Below are 25,414 nucleotides of genomic sequence, written 5' to 3' on the forward strand. Positions count from 1 at the left end.
AGCTTATCTGGGGATTGAGAGAACAGCAAATGAGCCAAGTATTAGATGATTTATTATCGTTATTGTCACTTGAAGAAATTGAACAAGGTTTATATCGTGGGCAAAGCCAAGATTTAGGGTTTAGAGCGGTATTTGGTGGCCAAGTAATGGGGCAGGCATTGTCTGCTGCAAAAGAAACGCTACCAAAAGGACGTGTTGTTCATTCATTACACTCTTACTTTTTACGCCCCGGCGACGCCGCAAAACCGATTGTTTACGACGTAGAAACCATCCGCGATGGTAAAAGCTTTAGCACCCGCCGAGTAAGCGCTATTCAATACGGTAAACCTATTTTTTATATGACTGCGTCGTTTCAGGGTGAAGAAGAAGGCTTATCGCATCAAGCAACCATGCCTAATGTACCGCCACCAGAGGAGCTTCGCTCGTCGCTTGAGTTTTATCAAGAAAACGCCCACCACATACCCGAGGTGATCCGTAATAAGTTTATACGCGAGATGCCTATTGAAATGCGCCCGGTTACTTTTCATAACCCGTTTAAGCCAGAGGTTATTGAGCCCGTAAAGCACATTTGGATTAAAGCCAATGGCGATATGCCCGACGATCAACGCATTCATAATTACTTATTAGCGTATGCCTCTGACTTTGAGTTTTTACCTACGGCATTACAGCCTCATGGCGTATCGTTTATGCAGCCAAATATGCAAGTGGCAACGATTGACCATGCTATGTGGTTTCACCGCCCATTTAGAATGGACGATTGGATTTTATATACCATAGACAGCCCAAGTGCTAGTTCTGGGCGAGGCTTGGTAAGAGGCCAGTTTTTTGACCGCCAAGGTAATTTAGTCGCATCAACGATTCAAGAAGGGGTGATGCGCCAGCGTTAATTTGATTAGACTTACTGGCAATAGACTGGCCGTTAAGCGCAAATTAGCAGTGCTTTCGCTAAAGGTTTTGCCAAGAGATAAGCGTCTCTATGTAGCGTTGCTGTTTAATAACTAAACGTACAAAAAAGCCTCAACATGTTAAATGTTGAGGCTTTTTTAATGGTGTTTAATTAGAGCTTAAATTACAGCAACTCGCTAATTACATTGATCTTGCACTATGTCGCTAACCGATTGCCATATACGCGCAGGTAATAAGGTTTTTAAGTACATGTATATTTCACACAGTTGTGTACTACCGTGAATACCATTTTCACCTTCAGTAATTAGCAGCTCACCGCGTAAATTATCAATAAAGCTTACCAGTACTTTTTTATCAAAAAACTCCGGGGTTTTAATGCCGTGTAAGGTGCCTAAACGGTTTGCCAGTACTTGGCTTTCACGCTCTAGTTCGGCTTTTTCAATTCCGTTACTGGTTTGAATAAAGCCCACAACAATAGCATAACGTTGCAACGTAAAGCTAAGCGACCTTCCTAGCATTTCAAGTTTGGCTAACGAATCATTCGTGTTAGTAACATGAATGGTATCGCCATCAAGCTCAATTAAGTTTTGATCGCTAAAGTTAGCCAAAATACGGCTTATGTAGTTTTCATCTAGCGGCTGTAGATACCATTCTTTTGCAAACAGAGGGTAAAAAGCCGAAACAAGCTTTTGGCATTGCTCTACCGTACTACTGTGTTGCTTAAATAAGTGCAAAGCAATAAGGCTTGGCACAGCAAATAAGTGCAAAATATTATTACGATAATAGTTAAACAGAGTTTTTTCTTTATCGTTAATTGCAATAATTTCGCCAAATTCATCGCTAATAACATCAAACTTATTAAGCTTAATGGCGTGCGTTAATAGCTGCTCTGGTGTTTCATCGGGGGCGGTGACTTTATCGCTATAGCTTGCATCGCGTTGTAGGCGTAAGTAAAAATCTAGTTGCGCTAATAGCTTAGGCTTACTTAACGCGTGCTTGTCGTTAACTAGCAAAATCATAGCCAGTAAATTCACAGCGTTGAGTGCTGCGGCATTATTAATTTTTACCATTACTTGGTCGGCTAATGCGGCTACTTGAGGGCCTAGCCATTGCGGCTTTTGCACATCGGTAGGGTGTATTGCATCGCGCCAATCTGGTTGGTTGTCGTTTAAGTATTGGTTTATAGAAATAGGGTCGCCAAAGTTTAAGTAACCACGGCCATAATTTTTAAGGTTTTTAATGGCTTTAAAAATACCAAAAATGGACTCGCCTTTTTTATCTTTACCGGCAAGCTCTTTTAAGTAGGTATTGATTTCCATTACATGCTCATAGCCAATGTATACCGGCACAATAGAAACCGGGCGGTCTATGCCGCGTAGCATTGCTTGCAACGTCATGGCGAGCATACCGGTTTTTGGCGGTAGTAATCGGCCTGTGCGGCTGCGCCCGCCTTCAGTGTAAAACTTAACTGAGTAACCTTTAATAAATAGCTGGCTTAAATACTCTTTAAATACGGCTGAGTAAAGTTTATTACCGGCAAAGGAGCGGCGGATAAAAAACGCCCCTGAGCGGCGAAAAATACCACCGGCAGGGAAAAAGTTAAGATTAATGCCCGCGGCAATATGCGGCGGCACCAAACCTTGATGGTATATGGCATAGGTAAGTAACAAGTAATCCATGTGGCTGCGATGACACGGCATATAGATTATCTCGTGACCTTTATTTGTTAGCTCATGAATTTGCTCGGTGTATTTTATATCTATACCGTTATAAAGCTTAGTCCACAGCCACGTTAAAATTCTGTCGCCTACACGTATCATTGCCTCAGAGTAATTAGCAGCAATTTCATCTAGTAGTTTTAACGCGTTTTGGCGGGCTTCTGTTTGGCTTATTCCTTTTGACTTTGCTTCATCTTGAATTGCTTTTTTTATTGTCGGCGAAGCCAAAAGTGAGTTAAATAGTTGCTCGCGCGAGGGCATTTTAGGGCCCGTAGCGGCCAGTTTTTGGCGTTTAAAGTGCACACGAGCAACACGCAATAGTTTTTGTGGTAGCTCATTTACGTCGGCTTTTTCGTTCACGATAAGTGATAAATCGAGTGGCTGGCTAAAGCGAATAAAGTTATCGCGCCCAGAAAAAAGCACAACGAAAAATTTTCTAAACCAACTAGGCGTAAGAGAGTGGGTAATTAAGGTACGAATACCTGGCTTTTCTTTTCCTGGGTCGCGCCCCCATAAAATAGTTACCGGCACCACTTGTACATTCTTTTGCCCGCTATTTAATAAATGCTCAACTATTTGCTTACCCTGTGATAAAGCGGCGGTCGGTTTAGCGGTATCGCCAAATAAAGGCGGCGGATTTTTAATACCAATAAAGCGGGCCAACTCTTGGTTTCCTAACGTTTGATATTCGCATGGGTTAGGCAAACCATGCTTTTTACATACATTAGTAAGCGCGGCTAAATCGAAACGCGAATTTAAACGTACTATATAAAAAGTAGGGTGTTCAGGATTAAGGTCATATTGCTCTATAGGGCTTTGGGGAAGGACCTTACTTTTTACCAAAACACGGCTTACGCAGCTAGTAAGAAAATTCAAACAATAATTTAATAAACGCATCGACTCACCATATTGAGAGTATTAAAAGCAAAATTAGCGCATAGGATACCATAATATCTATAAAATCCTGTAATTTGCGTAATCGGTTAAATTATAAACATAAGACTAATTTGGCGCTGAGCAGTTCAATTATAGCTATAAATAACCAGTGGCGGTTATTTGGGCAGCCTTACACCCGTAATTAATTTGCAATTAGTTGTTGCATTTATCACCAATATCACTATAATACGCAGGCTTTCAAGATTCCTCTGGAACTTGAAGGGATAAATTAAGCTTGGATTTCAAGCTAATAAACAGGAGTTCCGATTTGGAACTCATCGTAGATATAAATCAACAACCGGCATCTTAATTATTAAGATTGTTTCGGTCGTTTTTTTATGCTCTTTAAATGCTCTTTATATTGAGGTTTAAGAATGTCAAATCAACGCATTCGTATTCGCCTAAAAGCTTTTGACCACCGTTTGATTGACCAATCAACGGCGGAAATCGTGGAAACTGCGAAACGCACAGGCGCACAAGTACGTGGTCCAATCCCACTACCTACACGCTTTGAACGTTTTACTGTACTAACTTCACCGCACGTAAACAAAGATGCGCGTGATCAGTACGAGATCCGCACCCATAAACGTCTGATCGACATCGTAGAACCAACTGACAAGACTGTTGACGCATTAATGCGTTTAGATCTTGCTGCTGGTGTTGATGTTCAAATCAGCCTGGGTTAATCGAAAGATTAGAGAGGTTATAGGAAAATGGCATTAGGTCTAGTCGGTCGTAAAGTGGGTATGACACGTATCTTCACTGAAGATGGTGTATCTATCCCTGTGACAGTTATCGAAGCGACTCCTAACCGCATTGCTCAGATCAAATCTGACGCAACAGACGGTTATAACGCGCTTCAAGTAACCGCAGGCACTAAAAAAGCAAGCCGTGTAAACAAAGCAGCAGCGGGTCATTTCGCTAAAGCTGGTGTTGAAGCGGGTCGCGGTCTGTGGGAATTCCGCCTAAATGGTGGTGAAGGCGATTTTGAAGTAGGCGCTGAGCTTACTGTTGAATTATTCAACGAAATCAACAAAGTTGACGTAACCGGTACTTCTAAAGGTAAAGGTTTCCAAGGTGGTGTTAAGCGCTGGAATTTCAGCATGCAAGACGCTACTCACGGTAACTCTCTATCTCACCGTGCTCCTGGTTCAATCGGTCAAAACCAATCACCTGGTAAGGTGTTTAAAGGTAAGAAAATGGCCGGTCATATGGGTGCTGAGCGTGTAACGACTCAAAACTTAGAACTAGTTCGCGTTGACGCTGAGCGTAACTTGCTTTTAGTTAAAGGTGCAGTACCTGGCGCTATCGGCGGTGACGTTATCGTTAAACCAGCTGTTAAAGCATAAGTCCTGGAGATTTAGTGATGGAATTAGCAATTAAAGACGCTTCTGGCGCTCTTGAAGTTTCTGAAGCTACTTTTGGACGTGAGTTTAACGAAGCATTAGTACACCAAGTAGTTGTTGCATACGCAGCAGGTGCTCGTCAAGGTACTCGTGCTCAGAAGACACGTTCTGAAGTAAGCGGTGGTGGTAAAAAACCATGGGCTCAAAAAGGTACTGGCCGTGCACGTGCTGGTACAATCCGTAGTCCAATTTGGCGTTCAGGTGGCGTTAGCTTCGCAGCTAAACCACAAGACCACAGCCAAAAAGTAAACCGTAAAATGTACCGCGGTGCGATCAAAAGCATCTTATCTGAATTAGTTCGTCAAGAGCGTTTAATCGTTGTTGAAAGCTTTGGTCTTGAAGCACCAAAGACTAAAGAACTAGTTTCTAAGCTTAAAGAACTTGAGCTTAAAGATGTTCTTATCGTGACTGAAGAAGTAGATGAAAATCTTTTCTTATCGGCACGTAACCTGTACAAGGTTGACACGCGTGATGTAGCTGGTATCGATCCTGTAAGCTTAATTGCTTTCGACAAGGTACTTATTACAGCTGCTGCTGTTAAGCAACTTGAGGAGGCGCTAGCATGATCCGTGAAGAACGTCTTTTAAAAGTGATCCTTGCTCCACATATCTCTGAAAAAAGCACAATTGCTGCTGAAGAAAACAATACTATTGTTTTTAAAGTAACAAATGACGCAACTAAAGCTGAAATTAAAGCAGCAGTTGAGAAGCTTTTTGAAGTAGAAGTAACGGGTGTTCGCACACTTAACGTTAAGGGTAAAACAAAACGTACTGGCATGCGTTTCGGTCGTCGTAGCGACTGGAAGAAAGCTTACGTTACTCTTAAAGAAGGTAGCGAGCTAGACTTTGTCGGCGGCGCCGAGTAATAAGGGGAGTTAGAATTATGGCACTTCAAAAGTGTAAACCAACTTCTGCGGGTCGTCGTCACCTAGTTAAAGTGGTTAACCCAGATTTACATAAGGGTAAACCTTACGCACCACTATTAGAGAAAAACTCTAAATCAGGTGGTCGTAATAACAATGGTCGTATTACGGTTCGTCATATCGGTGGTGGTCATAAGCATCATTACCGTTTAATCGATTTTAAACGTACTAAAGATGGCATTCCAGCCACTGTTGAGCGTTTGGAATATGATCCAAACCGTAGCGCAAACATCGCTCTTGTATTATATGCAGACGGTGAGCGTCGTTACATTATCGCACCTAAAGGCTTAAAAGCTGGCGATGCAATCCAGTCTGGTGTTGATGCACCAATCAAGCCTGGTAATGCATTACCTATGCGTAACATGCCTGTAGGTTCGACTGTTCACAACGTAGAATTAAAACCAGGTAAAGGTGCTCAAATCGCACGTTCTGCTGGTGCATACGTTCAAATCCTTGCGCGTGATGGTCAATACGTAACATTACGTCTTCGTTCTGGCGAAGTACGTAAAGTACAATCTGATTGTCGTGCAACGCTAGGTGAAGTAGGCAATGCTGAGCATATGCTTCGTTCACTTGGTAAAGCAGGTGCAAATCGCTGGCGTGGTATTCGTCCGACAGTTCGTGGTGTTGCCATGAACCCGGTAGATCACCCACACGGTGGTGGTGAAGGTCGTACATCTGGTGGTCGTCATCCTGTGTCTCCATGGGGTAAGCCTACTAAAGGTGCTAAGACGCGTAAGAACAAGCGTACGGATAAATTTATAGTACGTCGTCGTACTAAGTAATATTGAGGAATAGCCATGCCACGCTCTCTCAAGAAGGGTCCTTTTATAGACCTACACTTGCTGAAGAAGGTAGAGAAAGCTTTGGAAAGCGGTGAAAAGAAGCCAATTAAAACTTGGAGCCGTCGTTCAATGATCATACCTAACATGATCGGATTGACCATTGCTGTCCATAATGGTCGCCAGCATGTACCAGTTTTCGTTTCTGACGAAATGATCGGTCACAAACTAGGTGAATTTGCACCAACTCGCACTTACCGTGGCCATGCTGCGGATAAGAAAGCGAAGAAACGCTAAGAGGGGAATGATAAATGCAAGCATTAGCTAAACATAAATTCGCCTCTGGTTCGGCGCAAAAAGCTCGTCTAGTTGCAGATCAGATCCGCGGACTACCTGTCGATCGCGCTCTAGAAATCCTGGCGTACAGCCCGAAAAAAGCGGCTGTATTAGTTAAAAAAGTACTTGAGTCTGCTATTGCTAACGCAGAGCATAACGAAGGTGCTGACATTGATGAGCTACGTGTAACTACGATTTTTGTGGACGATGGTCCTACAATGAAACGTATTATGCCACGTGCTAAAGGACGCGCAGACCGCATCCTTAAGCGTACAAGCCACATCACTGTTGTGGTTTCAGATAGCTAGGAGTATAAGTAATGGGACAAAAAGTTCATCCTACTGGTATTCGCCTAGGTATATCTAAACCTTGGGTTTCTACCTGGTACGCGAGTTCTAAAGATTTCTCTGATCAGCTTTTTGGCGATCACAAAGTACGTACTTTCCTTACAAAGGAATTAAAAGCGGCTTCTGTGTCTAAAATCGTTATTGAGCGTCCAGCAAAATCGATCCGCGTAACAATTCACACGGCTCGTCCGGGTGTTGTTATCGGTAAAAAAGGCGAAGACGTTGAAAAGCTACGTCAAGCGGTAACTAAGATCGCAGGTGTACCTGCTCAGATTAATATTTCTGAAGTACGTAAACCAGAGTTAGATGCACAACTAGTAGCAGACGGCATTGCCTCTCAGCTAGAGCGTCGTGTTATGTTCCGTCGCGCTATGAAGCGTTCGGTACAAAATGCAATGCGCATCGGTTCTAAAGGGATCAAAGTTGAAGTTAGCGGTCGTCTTGGCGGCGCAGAAATCGCACGTTCAGAATGGTATCGTGAAGGTCGTGTACCTCTACATACTCTTCGTGCTGATATCGACTACGCAACTTCTGAAGCCTTAACCACTTATGGTATCATTGGTGTTAAAGTTTGGATCTTCAAAGGCGAAGTTATTGGTGGTTTACCACTAGTACAAGAGCAAGAGAAGCCAGCTAAACGCGCACCAAAGAAAGCCAAGAAAAGTGCTAAGTAGAGGTAGCGAGTAATGTTACAGCCAAAACGTACAAAATTCCGTAAAATGCACAAAGGCCGCAACCGCGGTTTAGCGCAAAACGGTAACAAAGTAAGCTTCGGTACTTTCGGTTTGAAAGCTACTGGTCGTGGCCGCATGACTGCTCGTCAAATCGAAGCAGCTCGTCGTGCTATGACGCGTCACGTGAAACGTCAAGGTAAAATCTGGATCCGTGTCTTCCCTGACAAGCCGATCACAGAAAAGCCTCTTGAAGTTCGTATGGGTAAAGGTAAAGGTTCTGTTGAATATTGGGTTGCTGAAATTCAGCCTGGTAAAGTACTTTACGAAATGGAAGGTGTTTCTGAAGAGCTTGCTCGTGAAGCGTTTGACCTTGCAGCTCGTAAACTGCCATTCAAAACAACTTTCGTAACTCGGACGGTAATGTGATGAAAGCAAGCGAACTAAAAGACAAAAGCGTAGAAGAGCTAAATGCTGAACTTCTAGGACTTCTTCGTGAGCAGTTTAACCTGCGCATGCAAGCAAGCACTGGTCAGTTAGCTCAGACACACACGCTAAGAACAGTACGTCGCGATATCGCGCGTGTAAAAACAATTATTAACCAGAAGGCAGGTCAATAATGAGCGATAAAATTCGTACTCTTCAAGGCCGTGTAGTAAGCGACAAGATGGAAAAATCTTTCACTGTTGCTATCGCACGTTACGTGAAGCACCCAATCTATGGGAAATTCATCAAACGTACTACTAAGCTACACGTACATGACGAAAACAACACAGCAAAAGCGGGTGACGTAGTTACTATCCGTGAATGCGCACCAATTTCTAAGAATAAATCTTGGACTTTAGTAGACGTTGTTTCTAGTCCAAAACAAGCTTAATTTTTAAATTAAGTAAGTTTTGTAAAAAAAGCCCTGGCATTAGCCGGGGCTTTTTGTTTGCGTTTAAAAAAGCTGTAAGTTTGAAGCTTTCAGTCGTTAGCTGCTCGCAGTGAAGTGAAGCGCCGTAGCTTGGGTTGAGACTAGAACACTTGAGAAAAAAGCACACCACGAATACGTAATAGTCCTAATACTAATCGAAAATAATACCAATCGTGTTAAGTGATGAGGCATTTATAGCGACAGATAAAAATTTCTGATGTACGACTGTATAGATGTTTGAGGTAGAGTAATACCGGAGTAATTTACAAGAACAACTAAATAACAGCTCTATAATTTACCAAACCTATGCCTTTGCGAGAGTAAAGCTGCAACAATAGATATTAATATGCACACGGCAGAGCCTACCACTAAGAAGCGGTTCTCGATTCGACTGACTTGCCTTTCTCCTACAATTTGATAGGTCACATCCCCCTCAATAAAGCGTTCGCCTTGGTATTGCTGAGTGACGTTAAAGGCTAAAAAGTCACCTAGCTTTGCTTGATAGGTAAAGTAGGTTTGTGGATAAAAAATTTCATATGTTGCACACAACCACGCTATCAGCCCACATATAAATAAAGTCAGGCTCATAATTAAAGTGATGTTTGAGGGCTTATCTATCGCTGAACTTATAGGTAGGCATTTATCAATACAGCCTTCGCCATAGCAAAGTTTAAGCTTTTCAATTACCTCAGTTGAGGGGATAAACTGTCCATTTTCAAGCTTTGAAAGGTACGACTGTTGAATTCCAATTTCACGCGCAGCATAAGCCTGAGTCCACTTTTTATTTGCTCTAAGGCGTTTTAACTCCATTCCTAACGCTTGCATACCCTCTGCTCTTATTTGATTAGTTAAGCGTTTTATTATCGCTAAAATTAGTATTTATAAATAGTCTAAAAGCGTATATTCATGCTTATTAATATAAAGAATATTATGAATATTAATAGCTTATATTAAATTTAATAAAATATAAGGTATGCTCAATTCGATTTTAATAAGGAGATATAATATGCCGAATAAATTTACTAGCGCTATTTTAGTGCTTATCAGTTCACTGTTTTTTATAAACCCCAGTTACGCAGAGCCTGTTTTTGCAATTAAGGCCAGTATTTATAAATTACAGAATGAGATTACCGTAGATAGTAAAATAGAGCAGGCTTTAAAAAATCTAAGCCCTACGCATCAACCTCAGCTACTCACGCTATTAAATAAAAGCGCAATGATAGAAATTGGTGATGATACGCAAATGACGGCGCTTGAAGTAAAGCCTAACGCAGAGGGGTCGCACTTTAACGCCAGCTTGAAGTTAAAAGAGCAGGTTGATGGCAAGTGGGAATCTATTTCTTCCTTTATGCCGCAAATCCCAAATGGGCAAACAGTGTATTTAAGCCGCACCTTTACAGATAAAGTATGGCTGATAAAAATTACAGGCAAACGCTACGAATCAATAGATCGTGCAGAGCAGGCCTTAAACCCAAAGTAATGCCTGTTAATTTACCGCACAGTGAGTGGCTGCAAAAAAAGTTTAATATAAGTTTTCTGGTAAAGAGTGGCGAGCACGTTAGTATGCGCTAATAAAGGTACAAGGAGCGTAGTATGGCTAAGCAAACAGTGTTAATTATAGGTAATGGCCCCGTCGAAAAGGATGTAAGTAAAGCCCTAAACAGCTTTGATAGAGTGGTGCGCTTTAATATGTGTGCAAACATGCCTGCATACTTAGGCCGTAAATGTACTGATTTATGGCTAGTAGGAAGAGGTAAGCAAGGCGCGATGCTTTGCGCAGCGTTTCCAGATATAGATATAACGCAGCTGAAAAATGTCATGATCACTGACCCAAAACCTAACTTATTTACTCAACCTTTTTATAAGCTAATTAACCGCAGGGGCTGTATTGACCATGGCGGTGAAATAATACGTAAATATAGCCCGCATGCAAACGTGAGTCGAATCGCCCAGCACGATAAAGCAGTATTATTAAAACACTTATATACGTTTGGTAAACCTGCTTTTAAAGCTAAAACACCCAGTTCGGGAATGTTAGCCATTGAGCACTTTTTAAAGCAGCAAGCACAGGTGTATATTATCGGTTTTGGTTTTAAGGGCTGGAAGCGTCATCCGTGGGATTTAGAAAAGCAGTATGTAGCGTCACTTATTGCCAAACAAAAAGTACAGTTATTAAAAAGCCCCAGTTAATGCTGGGGCTAAAAAGTTATAACCAAGCTATTACCAAATCATCTCAACAAATTCAGGGTGATCGATATACGGGTTACGATTACCTTGAAACTCATAAGCTGCTTGGTTACGGTCAAGTTCCATTTGGCTAACAGGGTCGGCGTTATGCCAGTTAAGTAGCATAGCTACCACCCAGTTTTCGAATACTTGATTGCTTGTGCCATTAAGGACTGCATTACTGGCAGTTGTGTTATTTTGCCACGAGCCTATTACATTCTCGTAGCGGGTTGCCATGTAAAAATAAGCGCGGGCAAAGTCACCTTTAAACTCATCAATTGGCTCAAACACCGTACCTGAGTAATTAATAGAGCTTGCTGCTGAACCGACTTTACTACCGTTTGTTGATGTAAATGATGCACTAGCCACTTCACCAAAAGGGTAGTTACTACGTTTTGAGTTTACATAACCGTCGGTTGCATAAATGTGGTGCACGTCTGAATTCATTGGCTCATTTGTGCCGCCAAACCAGCTTTTAGGGAACGAATGCTCGCGGTTATAGCAATCTGCTTCACTGTTATAAGTACCACACTGATCGCTCACCGCGGTGTAAGTATAGCTGTCGCTACCATTTGGCTTTTCACTATACATATCTAAAATACTGTTATCGTTTTCAAAGTATTTATCGCGTGCTGAAGAATCGAAAAAGTTCCAAATAGCCGAGTAACCTTGCGAGCTGTGATTTTTGATAATGTTATAAAGCTCAGTTTTTAATGCATAGCCAGATAGACCCTGAGCTGTTACGTAATAACCTGTTGGTGTTGGGTTTGTGCCACCGCCAGTATCACCACCAGAGCTATCGCCTAATTCAAAAGTTGTACTATCTGTGTTATTAAAACTTGCGCCACTGGCAAGTGTGGTGCTGCCCTGAGTGAGCGCGTAATTACCATTACCTACGTTACAGCACATACCGTCGCCATAGCTATCACTTATAACTAGGGTGTATGCGCCATCAGTTAAACAGAGTTGCTCATTATATTGTGTGTTAGAGGCATAACCACTGCCACTGGCTACGCTGCTACCTTGGCTGTTGTTAACCACCCAGCTGGTTTCGCTGCCGTAGTTATCGGTATTAAGTGTTAAAGTAAGGCTATGGTCGTTACAGCTGCCTGAAGCGCCGCCATCTGTATTAGGCAAAAAATTATCTACATAAACGGTTTCATTGCCATCAAAGCCGCTCATATCGTAAAAACGTAAACCAACAGTAATGGTTTTATTACTGCTAGGCGTATAACTGTGGCTAATTGTTTGCCACTGGTTAGTTTGCGCTTGGTTAGAGTACCCTTGGTAGCCATCTACATACAGGCGGGCGCTTATGCTTCCTTCAGTGTGATATACATCCACTGAGAAATCATATGTTTTGCCCGCCTCCACACTAACTTGTTGTAATAAGTCGGTATTGCTTTGCGAGCCGGTGGTCACATTAATAGCCGCCGCGCTGTTTGCGTTATTTACGATACTGGTTGAGCGCGACACATTAATACCGCTATCAATTGTGGTCCACGCGTCAGGCGTATTGCCTGTCCACTGCTCAAAGCCGCCATTTGCGACATTGGCCATTGCTGGGGTGGCGGCAATTAGTAATGCCGTGCTAAGTAACTTATTTTTGTATGTCCCGTGTGACATGATTGTTCCTATTTTTTATAGTTGAGTAAATAACATACACTATCTGCACAAGGTTACAAATTTGTTAAATACAAAATTAATAAAATGGCAATAATCAACCTTTAAGCTGTTTTTGAAGGTCTTTATATAAATTAATAACTAAATGGAATAACAAAGCAGATTCTATTCTTTTTTTCTCACCGCATAGCCCGCTATCCTGCACACTAATAAAACCTCAGCAGAGTTACTCTGGGTGAGGTAAAACTCATTTTGAACAGCGCATCATGTGGGCTGTATGTAATTTTCAGGGTTATGGGGAACAAATTCATGTTGTTAGGTCAACTTAACGCAGCGGCAAGCCCGCTATCGCAAGAGCAAGTACAAAAGCTGCAAGGCTTAGTAGCAGAACTTAATCCGATTCAGCAAGCGTGGGTAAGTGGTTACTTAGCTGCAAATGCTAATTCTGCGGCTCTTGGTGGGCAAGCGCCTACAGCGGCTGCAAGCGATGCTGCGCCACTTACTATTTTGTATGGTTCGCAAACAGGTAATGCAAAAGGTGTGGCGACTAAGCTTAAAGAGCAAGCAGAGTCGCGCGGTTTAGCTGTAAAACTTGTGAGCATGTCTGACTACAAACCTACAGCCCTGAAAAAAGAAAAGTTTTTAACCGTTGTTGTATCTACCTACGGTGAGGGTGAACCACCTGAAGATGCTGAAACACTGTATGAATTTTTAACTACCAAAAAAGCACCTAAGTTAGATGGCGTTAAAGTCGCGGTACTGGGTTTAGGTGACTCTAGCTATGAGTTTTTCTGCCAAACAGCAAAAGACTTTGAAGAGCGTTTAAACAAACTTGGCGCAGAAACTATTTTCCAACGTGCCGACCTAGATGTTGATTACGATGATGAAGCAGCCACTTGGATCACCGGTGCACTTGATGCATTCGAACCTGATCTAAAAGCGCAGCAAGATGCTGCGGGCGGCCAAGTTGTATCAATGCCATTTGGCGCGCCAACAGCGGCAGCAAGTCAATACACTAAGCAAAACCCATTTGCGGCAGAGCTTGTTACCGTACAAAAAATTACAGGGCGCGATTCGACTAAAGATGTACGCCATGTTGAGATTTCCCTTGAAGGCTCAGACATCACCTACTTACCTGGTGATTCATTAGGCGTGTACTTTTTAAATGATGAAGCCCGCGTAGATGAGCTACTAACACACACGCAAATCGATCCAAGCACACTTGTAAAAGTGGGCGAAGAATCACTGCCTATTCGCGATGCATTAATCGAAAAGTTAGAGCTTACTCAGTCATACCCAGGCTTTGTAGAAAAATACGCAGTTGCAACGGGCACGCCAGAGCTACTAAAGCTTGTAGAAGATAAAGCCGCTATGCGTGAGTACATTGAGCCTCGTCAAATTTTTGATGTAGTGGCACAAAATCCTGCAAAAATAGACGCACAAACCTTAGTTGATTGCCTACGTAAACTACAAGCGCGCTTATACTCAATCGCTTCAAGCCAAAGCGAGGTTGAAGAGGAAGTGCACTTAACGGTAGGTTTAGTTGAGTTTGACGCCTTTGGCAGCGAACATTTAGGTGGCTGCTCTGGTTATTTAGCACGCCGTGCTGAAGAAGGGTGTAAAGTTAAAGTATTTAGTGAGCACAACGACAACTTCCGTTTACCTAGCGATGATAATACCCCCATTATTATGGTTGGCCCAGGTACCGGTATTGCGCCATTCCGTGCATTTTTACAAGAGCGTGACTCGCGAGAAGCACAAGGCAAAAATTGGCTGTTTTTCGGTAACCCACACTTTACACAAGACTTCTTGTATCAAGTAGAAATTCAGGGTTATTTAAAATCAGGCCTATTAAGCAAAGTTGACGTTGCATTTAGCCGTGACCAAGCCGAAAAAGTATATGTACAAGACAAACTACGCAAAAACTCAAAAGAAATTTTTGAGTGGCTAGAAGCAGGTGCGCATTTTTATGTGTGTGGTGATGCAAACCGCATGGCAAAAGATGTACACAACGCCTTAGTTGATATCATCAGCGAAAACACCGGTAAAAGCTACGAAGACGCAGAGCAATATTTAAAAGACTTACGTAGCGCTAACCGCTATCAGAAAGACGTGTATTAATCACGTTTCTTATTTTATTAACAGCTAGCAGCCGTCACTGTAACAAATTTAGGATTTAAAATGAGCGAACAAGATAAAAACGTAAAACTTTCTGATAACGAACGTTTGAAAAGAGAAAGTAACTTTTTACGTGGCACCATAGAGCAAGACTTAAAAGATGAAATTACCGGTGGTTTCACAGCCGATAACTTCCAACTTATACGTTTTCACGGTATGTACCAGCAAGATGACCGCGATATACGCCCAGAGCGCGCAAAGCAAAAGCTAGAGCCGCTGCACAACGTAATGCTACGTGCACGTATGCCTGGCGGTATTATCAAGCCTGAGCAATGGCTAGCAATTGATAAATTTGCCGATGAAAAAACAAGCTACGGCAGTATTCGTTTAACAACACGTCAAACGTTTCAATTTCATGGTGTATTAAAGCCAAATATTAAAGGCATGCACCAAATGCTTAATAGCGTTGGCATTGACTCTATTGCCACCGCGGGCGATGTAAACCGTAACGTACTATGTACGACTAACCCTGTTGAGTCAGAGTTACATCAAGAAGCGTATGAGTGGGCTGCAAAAATTTCTGAGCATTTACTTCCAAAAACGAAAGCATACGCTGAAATTTGGTTAAATGGCGAAAAAGCAGAAACTACAGAAGAGCCAATTTTAGGTTCTAACTACTTACCGCGTAAGTTTAAAACCACGGTTACCATTCCGCCTAACAACGAAGTTGATGTGCATGCGAATGACTTAAACTTTGTTGCCATTGCTGAAGGTGGCAAGCTTGTTGGCTTTAACGTACTTGTAGGTGGTGGCCTAGCTATGACCCACGGTGATACGGCTACGTATCCGCGTAAAGCTGACGACTTTGGTTTTATTGCTCTAGAAGACACCTTAAAAATTGCTGAGCACGTTGTATCAGTGCAGCGCGATTGGGGTAACCGTTCTAACCGTAAAAATGCAAAAACTAAATACACACTAGACCGTGTTGGGTCTGACGTATTTAAAGCCGAAGTAGAAAAACGTGCCGGTGTAAGCTTTGCACCAAGCCGCCCTTATGAGTTTACTCACCGTGGCGATCGTATCGGTTGGGTAGAAGGCATTGATGGCAAGCACCACCTTACGCTATTTATACAAAGTGGCCGTATTTTAGACTACCCAGGTAAACCATTAAAAACAGGCTGTCGTAAAATTGCAGAAGTGCACCAAGGCGATATGCGCATGACGGCTAACCAAAACTTAATTATTGCCGGTGTGCCTGCCGATCAAAAAGCAGTCATTGAAGAAATTGCCCGTAACCACGGCCTAATTGATGACAAAGACACTGAGCAACGTAAAAACTCAATGGCGTGTGTAGCATTGCCAACGTGTCCGCTTGCTATGGCCGAAGCTGAGCGTTACTTACCAAGCTTAATTGAAAAAACCGAAGCACTACTTGCTAAGCATGGCATACCTGATGACAGCATTATTATGCGTGTTGTAGGTTGTCCTAACGGTTGTGGCCGCGCAATGCTTGCAGAAGCTGGTTTAGTAGGTAAAGGCCCTGGTAAATACAACGTTTACTTAGGCGGTAATTTAGAAGGTACACGCATTCCTAAACTGTACCTAGAAAACGTAGGTGAAGATGTTTACCTAGACGCGTTTGATAAGCTAATTGGCCAGTGGGCAAGTGAGCGAAACGACGGTGAATGTTTTGGTGACTTTGTAATTCGCAAAGGCATTGTTGCTGAAGTAAAAGTATCAGTAACCGATTTTCACGCTTAATTAAATACCCACGCGGAGCGTGGGTGAGGTTTAAAATTGACCATGAGTGAATTTAAAAACATATTACAGCTTGATAAGCAAAGCCAAGCGGCATTGCTTGCAGATGCAAACGGCATACTTGCACCAATGAGTGCGGAGCAGCGTGTTGCATGGGCACTAGAGAACTTACCCGATACAGCTTTTTTATCATCAAGCTTTGGTATTCAAGCGGCGGTCATGCTGCATTTAGTAACATCTCAGCGTCCTGATATTCCTGTGGTATTAACCGATACGGGTTATTTATTTCCAGAAACGTATCAGTTTATTGAGCAAATGACAGCGCGCCTATCACTTAATTTACAGGTGTATAAAGCTGAGCTAAGCCCTGCATGGCAAGAAGCTAAATACGGTAAATTATGGGAACAAGGCGAGGACGGTATTAAGCAATATAATCAGCTTAATAAAGTAGAGCCCATGACCCGCGCATTAAAAGAAATAGGTGCCGGTACTTGGTTTAGTGGCCTGCGCCGTGACCAATCATCGACCCGTGCAGATAAACAGTTTGTTGAGATAAGCCGAGGTACGGTAAAAGTGTACCCGATTATTGAATGGTCAAACCGCGATGTTTATCAATACCTTACCAAGCATGATTTACCTTACCACCCATTATGGGAGCAAGGTTATGTGTCGATGGGTGATGTGCATACTACGCGTAAACTTGAGCCAGGTATGAGCGAAGAAGAAACGCGCTTTTTTGGTTTAAACCGCGAATGCGGACTGCATATTGACGGCGATGGTATTTAAAAAAAGCGAATGCTAAACAACTATTTAAACGCAACTTAGGTTGCGTTTTTTATTGCAAAAAAATTGCCTGATTAAGTATTTTTTATTAGACTTGCCTTTCAAGGATTCATTTTTAAGCAGGAACGCTATGAAATACTTCACCTACTTGGCAATATCAGTCATGATCATTGCTGTTATCTCTTTGTTTTACCTAAAAAAGCCAGATGGCCAAACATGGCTTTCTAGTTCATCTATTAGTGCTGAATCTCACAAAATTAAAGAAAAAATGGTCGCGTTATCTACCAATACGCTTAATCAGGCAGTGCAAGGCGCAAAGCAAGCAGGCGATAAAATTGCGCAGAGTGTAAACAATGATGCGGCGACAATTAAACCCGGTAGCAAAATTTATAAGTGGCAAGATAAAAACGGCCAATGGCATTTTTCAGATACGCCTAATGCAGATGGCAAAAGTATTGAGGTAAAACTTGATGCCCGCGATGTCACTGTTGTAGCCGCAGAAGACACCTCAATTTTGAGTAGCAGTGCAAGTACCTCAAAAAAGAGTATTCAACCACCTACACCTACCGTTTACAACGCTGAATCTATTCAAAAACTGTTTGAAGATGCCGAAAAGGCAAAGCAAAAATTAGAGCAGCGCAGTAAAGAGATGCAAAGTATAGGTGGGTACTAAATTTTATTGTGCGCTTAGCATTAAAACTTACTTAATATGAGGGGTTTTTAATCGTGCGGGGTTTGTAATTAGTGAGCTGAGTTACTGCGCCTTCGTTATGCTAAGGGCTTATAACCAGTTAAAAGCAATACCAAGTTGCAATACTCGTTAATTATTTAGCGCATAAAAAAGCCTAGCGACTGCTAGGCTTTTTAGTTTTAAGTATATGATTAGTCAAGCATGTTACGTAAAACGTATTGTAGAATACCGCCGTGCTTGTAGTAATCCCACTCTTTAGGGGTATCTATGCGTACATCGGCGCTAAAGCTGACTTTTTTGCCCTCAGCATTAGTGGCAATAATACTCACTTCATTCGTTTTGTCGTACAAACCTTCAATATCAAACTGCTCTTGGCCAGTTAAATTTAATGATTCGTGGCTCTCACCTTCTTTAAACTGTAAAGGCAGCACACCCATACCAATAAGGTTAGAGCGGTGAATACGCTCATAACTTTGTGCAACCACCGCTTTTACACCTAATAAAAGTGAGCCTTTTGCTGCCCAGTCGCGTGATGAACCGGTACCGTATTCTTTACCAGCTAACACAATTAATGGTGTGTTACTCTTTTCATATTCCATTGCGGCATCGTAAATGCTGGCAAGCTTATCATCAGGTTGGGTGCGAGTAACGCCACCTTCTGTACCTGGTGCGAGTAAGTTTTTAAGCCTAACGTTCGCAAATGTGCCTCGCATCATCACTTCGTGGTTACCACGGCGTGAACCGTACGAGTTAAACTGCGCTTTTTCTACGCCTTTTTCCTGTAAGTAAATACCGGCTGGCGCTTCAGCTTTAATGGCCCCCGCAGGAGAAATATGGTCAGTGGTTACTGAGTCGCCAAGTTTAGCTAAACAACGCGCCCCTTCAATTGTTGGCACGCCTGGTGGTTCAACGCTCATGCCCTCAAAGAATGGTGCTTTTTTAATGTAAGTTGAGCCGTCATCCCAATCATAGAGCTTACCATCAGGAATTTGGATTTTTTGCCAACGGCTGTCGCCTTCGTATACGTTGGCATAGCTTTTTTCGAACATTTCTCTGGTTACCGTTTTTTGTACTAGTTCGCTGACTTCGCTCACGCTTGGCCAAATATTTTTTAGGTAAATATCGTTACCGTTTTCATCTTGCGCTAATGGCTCGTTGTATACATCTATGTCTGTACGCCCTGCAATGGCATACGCTACCACAAGTGGAGGCGAGGCTAAAAAGTTCATTTTAACGTCTTGGTGTATACGCCCTTCAAAATTACGGTTACCCGATAAAATAGAGCTTACAACTAGCTTGTGTTTTTGAATAGCCTCGCTAATCTCATCTGCAAGCGGGCCTGAGTTACCTATACACGTGGTACAACCATAACCGACCAAGTTAAAGCCTAAGCTTTCTAAGTCATCCATTAGGCCTGCTTTTTCAAGGTAGTCGGTTACCACTTGCGAACCGGGTGCAAGCGATGTTTTAACCCACGGTTTTACATTAATACCCAGCTGTTTAGCTTTTTTAGCCACTAAGCCTGCAGCTAAAATAACACTGGGGTTAGAGGTATTTGTACAGCTTGTAATAGCGGCAATAACACAGGCGCCATCGTTTAGTTCAAATTCTTGGCCTTTAAACTTCACTTTGGCTGCACCCATAAACTGCGCTTCGTCTACCGGTTCATCAGGGTTGGTTGTTGGGCCTTCACTTTCAATGCGCGCTTCTTCAATATCGCTTTTATCACGACGAGCCATACGCTCATCTTGGAAACCTTTTAGGTGCTGGCCTATCACATCACCGGCTTTATCAAGTGTAATTCTGTCTTGTGGGCGTTTAGGGCCAGCAAGGCTAGGTACTACATCGTCTAATTTAAGCTCAAGGGTGTCTGTGTAATGCGCTTCGTCGCCTTCATGGCGCCATAAGCCTTGGTGTTTAGCGTAGTCTTCAATCAGTTTGAGGTGATCTTCATCGCGGTTCGTTAAACGCAGGTAGTTAATTGTTTCATCATCAATGGGGAAAATACCACATGTTGCACCGTACTCTGGCGCCATGTTGGCAATGGTTGCTCTATCGGCGAGCGGTAAATCAGCTAGGCCATCACCATAAAACTCAACAAATTTACCCACTACGCCGTGATTACGTAGCATTTCGGTAACGGTGAGCACTAAATCGGTAGCTGTGGTGCCCTCGGGTAAGCGGCCATTTAATTTAAAGCCCACTACCTGAGGAATAAGCAAGCTAATTGGTTGCCCAAGCATGGCTGCTTCGGCTTCAATACCACCTACGCCCCAGCCTAACACACCTAAACCATTAATCATGGTGGTGTGCGAATCAGTCCCTACAAGGGTGTCTGGGTAGGCTATTGATTTTCCGTTTTCACTGTCGTTAAAAACAACACGCGCTAAAAACTCTAAGTTTACTTGGTGCACAATACCTGTAGCTGGTGGCACTACTTTTAAATTATCAAAAGCAGTTTGCCCCCATCGTAAAAATTCGTAGCGTTCTTTATTTCGTTCGTATTCTAGCTTGGCATTTAAATCAAACGCACCGTCGTCACCGTAGCCATCTACTTGTACTGAGTGGTCAATTACAAGTTCAGCAGGAGAAAGCGGGTTTATTTTTGCAGGATCGCCACCTAGCTTTTCCATTGCATCACGCATGGCAGCTAAATCAACAATGGCGGGAACACCTGTAAAGTCTTGCATTACCACACGTGCCGGCGTAAAGGCCACCTCAGCTGAGGGCTTTGCTTTAGGGTCCCAGTTAAGAAGGGCTTGAATGTCTTGTTCTTTAATATTTACGCCATCTTCATTGCGTAACAGGTTTTCTAGTAATACTTTGAGAGAAAAGGGCAATCGCTTTGCTTTGTCGCCTAATCCTTTAAGTGAGTGAATATGGTATTGCTCGCCATTAATCGTTAATTGTTGTTGGGTGTCGAAACTATTCATTTTTTGCCCCTTTGATAGTTAGGATTATGTCCTTGATAAAATAACGTGTTTATTTGCCAATAGTTTGCAAAGTGCATACCAGAGATAATAAATATGACAAATCAGGCTAAAAAGCAGGTAGCGCAATGCATGTTTTTTAGACAGTACTAAGTATAGAAGTGCTACCTAAAATTGTTTTTTCAAGTAGCAAAATAATGAGTTTACAAAAGGGGGGAAAGTTAGTTCAACCAACCTTGTTGTTTGCTTTTTATACTTAAATATAAAAGCAAAAACGCAATAACAATCACTAAAATAGGCATAAACACCGCGCTTACCCCCAGCATTTTAATGCTATTTATCACAATGAAATTATAAAATTGCTGAATAAATATCGCTACCAACGATAGCGCAAAGGTAGGCGTTGCAAGTGCATTTTTGGCCAATAGTAGTATGCAGCCAAGGGTGCCACCAAATACCGCTACAGCAAACGCAATGGTAGACCATAAAGGCACGTTTGAATATGCAGCTTGTTGATCTAACGGAAGTTTACTTATCATCTCGGGGGTCATCATAAGGTGCATTATAAATGCAAACACACCTAATAAATTCCAGATAAGTGCTGCCCACAGGGCGGGTTTAAACCAATTGGGTATGGCTGAGGTTGTCATATTATTACCTTGTTTTTATTATATTTTACGAGGTAATTAAAGAGCAAAAAGGCTAACTGTTCAAGCTAGCCTATACATATAATAAAAATGGCACAAAGCGCTAATGGCTAGCCAAATGAGATAGGGCGGCGCCCTGTATTTTCATCAACCTTTGGCTTTTTAGTGCGCTTTCTTTTATTTTTTGCCGGCTTTTGAGCTGTTTCATTAGGTGTTTTTTCTGGCTGTGGCTGGGTTGTTGCCACTGGGCGCTCTACAGGAGTCGCATCTTCACTTAAAGTGAGTTGAAAAAGCTCGCCATCAAATTCTAGTACATCGCCACTGTATAATTTTTTCCGTTTTATTGTACATATTTCATGGTTAACCCCAACATAACCTTGCGCTATCAGGTTTTTAGCTTGGCCGCCACCTTCTACTAAATCTAGTACTTTTAGTAATTTACAAAGCTCTATAGGTTCTTCTTCAAGTTCAATTTCAATGTATTCTTCTGACATGGTTATCTCTGTTGGTGGCGCATAAGCAGCAAGTATAAAGGCTTGCACTGTTTTTTGCACCTAGCAAGCTCGCCCGAGTGGGATAAAAAAGAGTGATAAATATAAAACTTTTTTCAACTTTAAAAAAACTGCAGCATTTGATGCGTATGCTCTAGCAAAAATTTGGTGTGCTATTTGCTATTGCTTTGGCAAATAAAAAATCGTACCTAAAACATGGTAATTATTTCACCGTTTTAATTGTTTAGGTCTGCATATAATTGGAGCAGTAAATGGGCATAAGATTAGCAATGAAAAAAGAGCTAATGGGCTTAGATAATTCAGATATGCTGACAGCAGATGATGTAAGAGCTCACTTAGCTAACTCGGTAAAAACACAAAAAGAGCAAGATGAACGCGGCTTTTCGGTTATTTCTAAGTTTAACGATACGCACAGTCGGCTAATTAGTGGCGATACACTTAAAAAATCAAAACTGGAATTTGAACGTCATCGCTTATTTAATGAAGTTTTATATACACGCCAAAGTGTAGATGCCTGGTTAGACAGCCAAACAAATTATACCAACGTACAATAATACTTAATTAAGCACATGAGTATTAAGTTGCTATAGATAGTTACCTCCAATAGACTACAGTTGTAATCATTGGGGGTCGCTATGAAAAATCGCATTTTAATCTGTATGTGGGCACTATTATTAACTGCGTGCCAACAACCTACCGTTTATGTTTTTAGTGAAAACTTGCAAGATGAGCAGCGCAAGCAGCTCGATGCTGCGCTAAAAGCACAAAATCTTCCTTATGAATACGTAGCGCTAGAAATCCCATCTACCTTTGGTGAGGCTACATTACTCTTATCAAGCGATAAAATTTACCCAAAAGAAACTGAGCAGTTAGCTATTATTATGCAAGAGCTAGGTTATCAGCCCGAAATTAACTACACCACACGATCAAATCACTTTTATGGTGATGGCAATATAGGCTTTTATCTAAAAAATGCAGTGGCGGGGTCAACTTTTGTTATGCCTAAAAAGTTACGAACAACTCAATGCAGCGAAGACAAGTACAATGATTTACTCGTCACATTTACAGATAAATATGCTGACTTTACCTTACCCAGTGGCGCTGTTGTAAGGTTAGGTTGGGAGTTTTTATATGGTTATGTTGTTATTTATTATAAAACCTACTCGCAAACATATAGCCACTCACAGCCGCTTGTAACGACGCCTTTTGGCGCTAAGCCATCCGATACGTATACATTTACGGCGCATGTTAATCTCCCCAGCTGGCTTGATTGCTCACTACAAATTGTTTATATGGACTGAGTGATAGAGTTAACCGTGGGTTTCTATGTGCTCACTAAGCTTTGCAATGCGCAGGCTCATACCTTCTATGATTCTATCTTTAATTTTTTCGCGTATTACATTAGGCAAGCGAGTAAGTGCCTCTGGGGTAATGGCAAGTACGATGGTGTCGGTTTTAGCGCGAGCGCTCGTACTGCGCTCGCGGTTATTAATAAATGCGCCTTCACCGATAAACTCACCGGGCTCTATAGTGCCAAGCTCCAGCAAGTGGTTATGTTTAAAAACAAGTAACGCACCGCTTAATACAATGTATAAGCGTTTGTCGTTATCGTATTGTTTAAATAAAAACTGATGCTGGTTAACTAAATACAATAACCCAAACGACTCTAGTAGAACTTGGCGTTCAGCAAGGGTGAAGTCTTTAAAAAAGTGCAATCTATTCACTATTTCCATTTGTTTAAACAATGGAATATGTTCTATTAATTTCATCCTAGGGCCAACGAGTAACGGTTAGAAGCTAGCTAATATTGCGCTCTTTTAATTTGCGGGTCAACGTGTTGCGCCCCCAGCCAATTTTTATGGCTGCATCTTGTTTATGGCCAGAGCAATTAGCCAGTGCTGTTTTTATAAGGCGAGTTTCAAGTTGAGCTTGAATATCGGGCCAAATGTTTTCTTTACCTTGCTTAAGCTCTTGATTGAGCCATTGCTGAAACGCATCGAGCCAATCACCTTCTTGTTGAACAGGCGCTGCATCAATGATCTCTGGTGGTAGGTCTTGCTCACTTACTAATTCACCAGGGGCCATAACGGTCAACCAGCGACAGGTGTTTTCGAGTTGGCGAACATTACCAGGCCAGCTAAATAGCCTAAGCTGCTCTGTGGCTTTTGGGCTTAGTACTTTACTTTCTACTTGTAGGTCTTTTGCGCTTTTGTGTAAAAAGTGCTGCGCTAGGCGTTCAATGTCTTCAGTTCTTTCTCTAAGAGCCGGTAAACGAAGGCGCACAACGTTTAAACGATGAAATAAATCGTCCCTAAATTTACCCTGTTTTACTAAATCTTCTAAATTTTGATGCGTTGCAGCAATAATGCGTACATCTACTTTAATACTCTGGTGCCCGCCCACACGGTAAAACTCACCATCGGCGAGTACACGTAATAAACGTGTTTGCACATCCAGTGGCATATCGCCAATTTCATCTAAAAACAGTGTGCCGCCATTGGCTTGTTCAAAGCGGCCTTTACGAACGCTATCGGCACCAGTAAATGCGCCTTTTTCATGGCCAAATAACTCAGACTCCACAAGCTCTTTTGGAATAGCGGCCATGTTTAATGCAATAAACTGGTTTTCTTTACGTGGGCTGTGGTTGTGTAAAGCGCTGGCAACAAGCTCTTTACCTGTGCCTGACTCACCATTAATTAGTACGCTCATACTTGAAGCCGACAGTTTACCTATCGCTCTAAACACTTCCTGCATCGCAGGGGCTTCGCCAATAATGTGCGCGCTTTTAGGTGGAACTTGTTTACGCTTAGTTTTTTTAGTTGAGTTTGCTCTACAGGCACTTTCGATTAATGCCACGGCTTCGTTTAAATCAAATGGCTTGGCTAAGTACTCAAACGCGCCTTTTTGAAATGCGTTAACCGCTGAGTCTAAATCTGAGTGGGCGGTCATTATAATAACCGGCAGCCCTGGGTTTTGCTCTGCTATGAGTTCAAGCAATGCCATGCCGTCCATGCCTGGCATCCGTACGTCAGATACCAACACGGTTGGCTGGCTAAATTTTAGCGCGCTTAACACGTCTTGCGCATTTGCAAAGCTTTCTGCTTCAAACCCTGCGCGTGTCAGCGCTTTTTCTAATACAAAGCGAATTGATGCGTCATCATCTACAAGCCAAACTGTTTTCATGCC

Annotated in this window: 28 protein-coding genes; 20 read left to right on the forward strand and 8 right to left on the reverse strand. The window is 42.3% G+C overall.

Translation table 11 applies throughout. The features are described from left to right. Positions 1 to 29 precede the first annotated feature (29 nt). The gene (tesB, locus tag NQT65_RS15750; RefSeq protein ID WP_004588683.1) at positions 30 to 887 is read left to right on the forward strand and encodes an acyl-CoA thioesterase II; all 858 of its coding nucleotides are present in this window, start codon (positions 30 to 32) and stop codon (positions 885 to 887) included. Positions 888 to 1,082: 195 nt separating this feature from the next. Here the strand turns inward: tesB and plsB are convergent, their stop codons facing one another. Then, positions 1,083 to 3,521: a glycerol-3-phosphate 1-O-acyltransferase PlsB gene (gene plsB / locus NQT65_RS15755; protein WP_029773518.1), complete on the reverse strand. Its 2,439-nt coding sequence runs from the start codon at positions 3,519 to 3,521 to the stop codon at positions 1,083 to 1,085. A 413-nt stretch (positions 3,522 to 3,934) separates the two neighbouring features. On the opposite strand from plsB, the gene rpsJ reads away from it, so the two are divergent. The 11 genes from rpsJ to rpsQ are packed head-to-tail and all read left to right on the forward strand — an operon-like array spanning position 3,935 to position 8,901. Next, entirely contained in the window at positions 3,935 to 4,246 is a 312-nt protein-coding gene (gene rpsJ / locus NQT65_RS15760) for a 30S ribosomal protein S10 (protein ID WP_002957900.1), read from the forward strand. Positions 4,247 to 4,273: 27 nt separating this feature from the next. Continuing rightward, entirely contained in the window at positions 4,274 to 4,909 is a 636-nt protein-coding gene (gene rplC, locus NQT65_RS15765) for a 50S ribosomal protein L3 (RefSeq protein WP_004588685.1), read from the forward strand. A gap of 17 nt (positions 4,910 to 4,926) precedes the next feature. Next, positions 4,927 to 5,532, forward strand: coding sequence for a 50S ribosomal protein L4 (rplD, locus tag NQT65_RS15770; protein WP_004588686.1), 606 nt, complete (start codon positions 4,927 to 4,929; stop codon positions 5,530 to 5,532). Continuing rightward, positions 5,529 to 5,831: a 50S ribosomal protein L23 gene (gene rplW / locus NQT65_RS15775; protein ID WP_004588687.1), complete on the forward strand. Its 303-nt coding sequence runs from the start codon at positions 5,529 to 5,531 to the stop codon at positions 5,829 to 5,831. The genes rplD and rplW overlap by 4 nt, the downstream gene beginning before the upstream one ends. 17 nt (positions 5,832 to 5,848) lie before the next feature. Next, positions 5,849 to 6,673 carry a 50S ribosomal protein L2 gene (gene rplB / locus NQT65_RS15780; protein WP_004588688.1) on the forward strand — a complete coding sequence of 275 codons (825 nt, stop codon included), beginning with the start codon at positions 5,849 to 5,851 and terminating at the stop codon, positions 6,671 to 6,673. Positions 6,674 to 6,688: 15 nt separating this feature from the next. Further along, positions 6,689 to 6,967 (forward strand): 30S ribosomal protein S19, encoded by a 279-nt coding sequence (rpsS, locus tag NQT65_RS15785; RefSeq protein ID WP_004588689.1) that lies wholly within the window; start codon positions 6,689 to 6,691, stop codon positions 6,965 to 6,967. Positions 6,968 to 6,981: 14 nt separating this feature from the next. After that, positions 6,982 to 7,314, forward strand: a complete 333-nt coding sequence (gene rplV / locus NQT65_RS15790) for a 50S ribosomal protein L22 (protein ID WP_004588690.1) — start codon at positions 6,982 to 6,984, stop codon at positions 7,312 to 7,314. A gap of 11 nt (positions 7,315 to 7,325) precedes the next feature. Beyond that, positions 7,326 to 8,027: a 30S ribosomal protein S3 gene (gene rpsC, locus NQT65_RS15795; RefSeq protein ID WP_004588691.1), complete on the forward strand. Its 702-nt coding sequence runs from the start codon at positions 7,326 to 7,328 to the stop codon at positions 8,025 to 8,027. Positions 8,028 to 8,039: 12 nt separating this feature from the next. After that, the gene (gene rplP, locus NQT65_RS15800) at positions 8,040 to 8,453 is read left to right on the forward strand and encodes a 50S ribosomal protein L16 (RefSeq protein WP_002957890.1); all 414 of its coding nucleotides are present in this window, start codon (positions 8,040 to 8,042) and stop codon (positions 8,451 to 8,453) included. Continuing rightward, the gene (rpmC, locus tag NQT65_RS15805) at positions 8,453 to 8,644 is read left to right on the forward strand and encodes a 50S ribosomal protein L29 (protein WP_004588692.1); all 192 of its coding nucleotides are present in this window, start codon (positions 8,453 to 8,455) and stop codon (positions 8,642 to 8,644) included. The genes rplP and rpmC overlap by 1 nt, the downstream gene beginning before the upstream one ends. Beyond that, positions 8,644 to 8,901: a 30S ribosomal protein S17 gene (gene rpsQ, locus NQT65_RS15810; protein WP_004588693.1), complete on the forward strand. Its 258-nt coding sequence runs from the start codon at positions 8,644 to 8,646 to the stop codon at positions 8,899 to 8,901. The genes rpmC and rpsQ overlap by 1 nt, the downstream gene beginning before the upstream one ends. A gap of 327 nt (positions 8,902 to 9,228) precedes the next feature. Here the strand turns inward: rpsQ and NQT65_RS15815 are convergent, their stop codons facing one another. After that, complete coding sequence (locus NQT65_RS15815; RefSeq protein ID WP_096738922.1) at positions 9,229 to 9,765, reverse strand: helix-turn-helix domain-containing protein; 537 nt, start codon at positions 9,763 to 9,765, stop codon at positions 9,229 to 9,231. Between the two features lie 181 nt (positions 9,766 to 9,946). On the opposite strand from NQT65_RS15815, the gene NQT65_RS15820 reads away from it, so the two are divergent. Continuing rightward, a complete protein-coding gene (locus tag NQT65_RS15820) occupies positions 9,947 to 10,420 on the forward strand; it encodes a hypothetical protein (RefSeq protein WP_256851519.1) in 474 nt (157 codons plus the stop codon). 113 nt (positions 10,421 to 10,533) lie between these two features. Next, complete coding sequence (locus NQT65_RS15825; protein WP_256851520.1) at positions 10,534 to 11,130, forward strand: hypothetical protein; 597 nt, start codon at positions 10,534 to 10,536, stop codon at positions 11,128 to 11,130. Between the two features lie 30 nt (positions 11,131 to 11,160). On the opposite strand, the gene NQT65_RS15830 is transcribed toward NQT65_RS15825, so the two are convergent. Beyond that, positions 11,161 to 12,792 (reverse strand): endonuclease, encoded by a 1,632-nt coding sequence (locus NQT65_RS15830; protein WP_256851521.1) that lies wholly within the window; start codon positions 12,790 to 12,792, stop codon positions 11,161 to 11,163. A 306-nt stretch (positions 12,793 to 13,098) separates the two neighbouring features. Between NQT65_RS15830 and NQT65_RS15835 the strand changes: the two genes are divergently transcribed. From NQT65_RS15835 to NQT65_RS15850, 4 genes are all read left to right on the forward strand, one after another. Then, positions 13,099 to 14,910 carry an assimilatory sulfite reductase (NADPH) flavoprotein subunit gene (locus tag NQT65_RS15835; protein ID WP_121636828.1) on the forward strand — a complete coding sequence of 604 codons (1,812 nt, stop codon included), beginning with the start codon at positions 13,099 to 13,101 and terminating at the stop codon, positions 14,908 to 14,910. A gap of 60 nt (positions 14,911 to 14,970) precedes the next feature. After that, a complete protein-coding gene (cysI, locus tag NQT65_RS15840) occupies positions 14,971 to 16,668 on the forward strand; it encodes an assimilatory sulfite reductase (NADPH) hemoprotein subunit (RefSeq protein WP_256851522.1) in 1,698 nt (565 codons plus the stop codon). Between the two features lie 42 nt (positions 16,669 to 16,710). After that, positions 16,711 to 17,451, forward strand: a complete 741-nt coding sequence (locus NQT65_RS15845; protein ID WP_004589442.1) for a phosphoadenylyl-sulfate reductase — start codon at positions 16,711 to 16,713, stop codon at positions 17,449 to 17,451. Between the two features lie 127 nt (positions 17,452 to 17,578). Next, complete coding sequence (locus tag NQT65_RS15850; protein WP_004589443.1) at positions 17,579 to 18,121, forward strand: DUF4124 domain-containing protein; 543 nt, start codon at positions 17,579 to 17,581, stop codon at positions 18,119 to 18,121. Between the two features lie 209 nt (positions 18,122 to 18,330). Here the strand turns inward: NQT65_RS15850 and acnA are convergent, their stop codons facing one another. The 3 genes from acnA to NQT65_RS15865 all read right to left on the reverse strand — a co-directional run bounded on the left by acnA (position 18,331) and on the right by NQT65_RS15865 (position 22,210). Beyond that, complete coding sequence (acnA, locus tag NQT65_RS15855) at positions 18,331 to 21,072, reverse strand: aconitate hydratase AcnA (protein WP_256851523.1); 2,742 nt, start codon at positions 21,070 to 21,072, stop codon at positions 18,331 to 18,333. A gap of 218 nt (positions 21,073 to 21,290) precedes the next feature. After that, positions 21,291 to 21,719 carry a hypothetical protein gene (locus tag NQT65_RS15860; RefSeq protein WP_256851524.1) on the reverse strand — a complete coding sequence of 143 codons (429 nt, stop codon included), beginning with the start codon at positions 21,717 to 21,719 and terminating at the stop codon, positions 21,291 to 21,293. Between the two features lie 107 nt (positions 21,720 to 21,826). Then, positions 21,827 to 22,210: an RNA-binding S4 domain-containing protein gene (locus NQT65_RS15865; protein ID WP_024031994.1), complete on the reverse strand. Its 384-nt coding sequence runs from the start codon at positions 22,208 to 22,210 to the stop codon at positions 21,827 to 21,829. A gap of 269 nt (positions 22,211 to 22,479) precedes the next feature. Between NQT65_RS15865 and NQT65_RS15870 the strand changes: the two genes are divergently transcribed. Both NQT65_RS15870 and NQT65_RS15875 read left to right on the forward strand, forming a co-directional pair. Further along, on the forward strand, positions 22,480 to 22,782 hold the full coding sequence (locus tag NQT65_RS15870) for a hypothetical protein (protein ID WP_126005524.1): 303 nt from the start codon (positions 22,480 to 22,482) through the stop codon (positions 22,780 to 22,782). A gap of 81 nt (positions 22,783 to 22,863) precedes the next feature. Beyond that, a complete protein-coding gene (locus NQT65_RS15875; RefSeq protein WP_256851525.1) occupies positions 22,864 to 23,529 on the forward strand; it encodes a hypothetical protein in 666 nt (221 codons plus the stop codon). A gap of 9 nt (positions 23,530 to 23,538) precedes the next feature. Here NQT65_RS15875 and NQT65_RS15880 read toward each other — a convergent pair whose 3' ends face one another. Then, positions 23,539 to 23,997 carry a cyclic nucleotide-binding domain-containing protein gene (locus NQT65_RS15880; protein WP_004589450.1) on the reverse strand — a complete coding sequence of 153 codons (459 nt, stop codon included), beginning with the start codon at positions 23,995 to 23,997 and terminating at the stop codon, positions 23,539 to 23,541. 28 nt (positions 23,998 to 24,025) lie between these two features. Further along, entirely contained in the window at positions 24,026 to 25,411 is a 1,386-nt protein-coding gene (gene glnG, locus NQT65_RS15885) for a nitrogen regulation protein NR(I) (protein ID WP_004589451.1), read from the reverse strand. Between the last annotated feature and the right edge of the window lie 3 nt (positions 25,412 to 25,414).

Origin of the sequence: Pseudoalteromonas agarivorans (assembly GCF_024518735.1) — a bacterium.
GTDB lineage: Bacteria > Pseudomonadota > Gammaproteobacteria > Enterobacterales > Alteromonadaceae > Pseudoalteromonas > Pseudoalteromonas atlantica.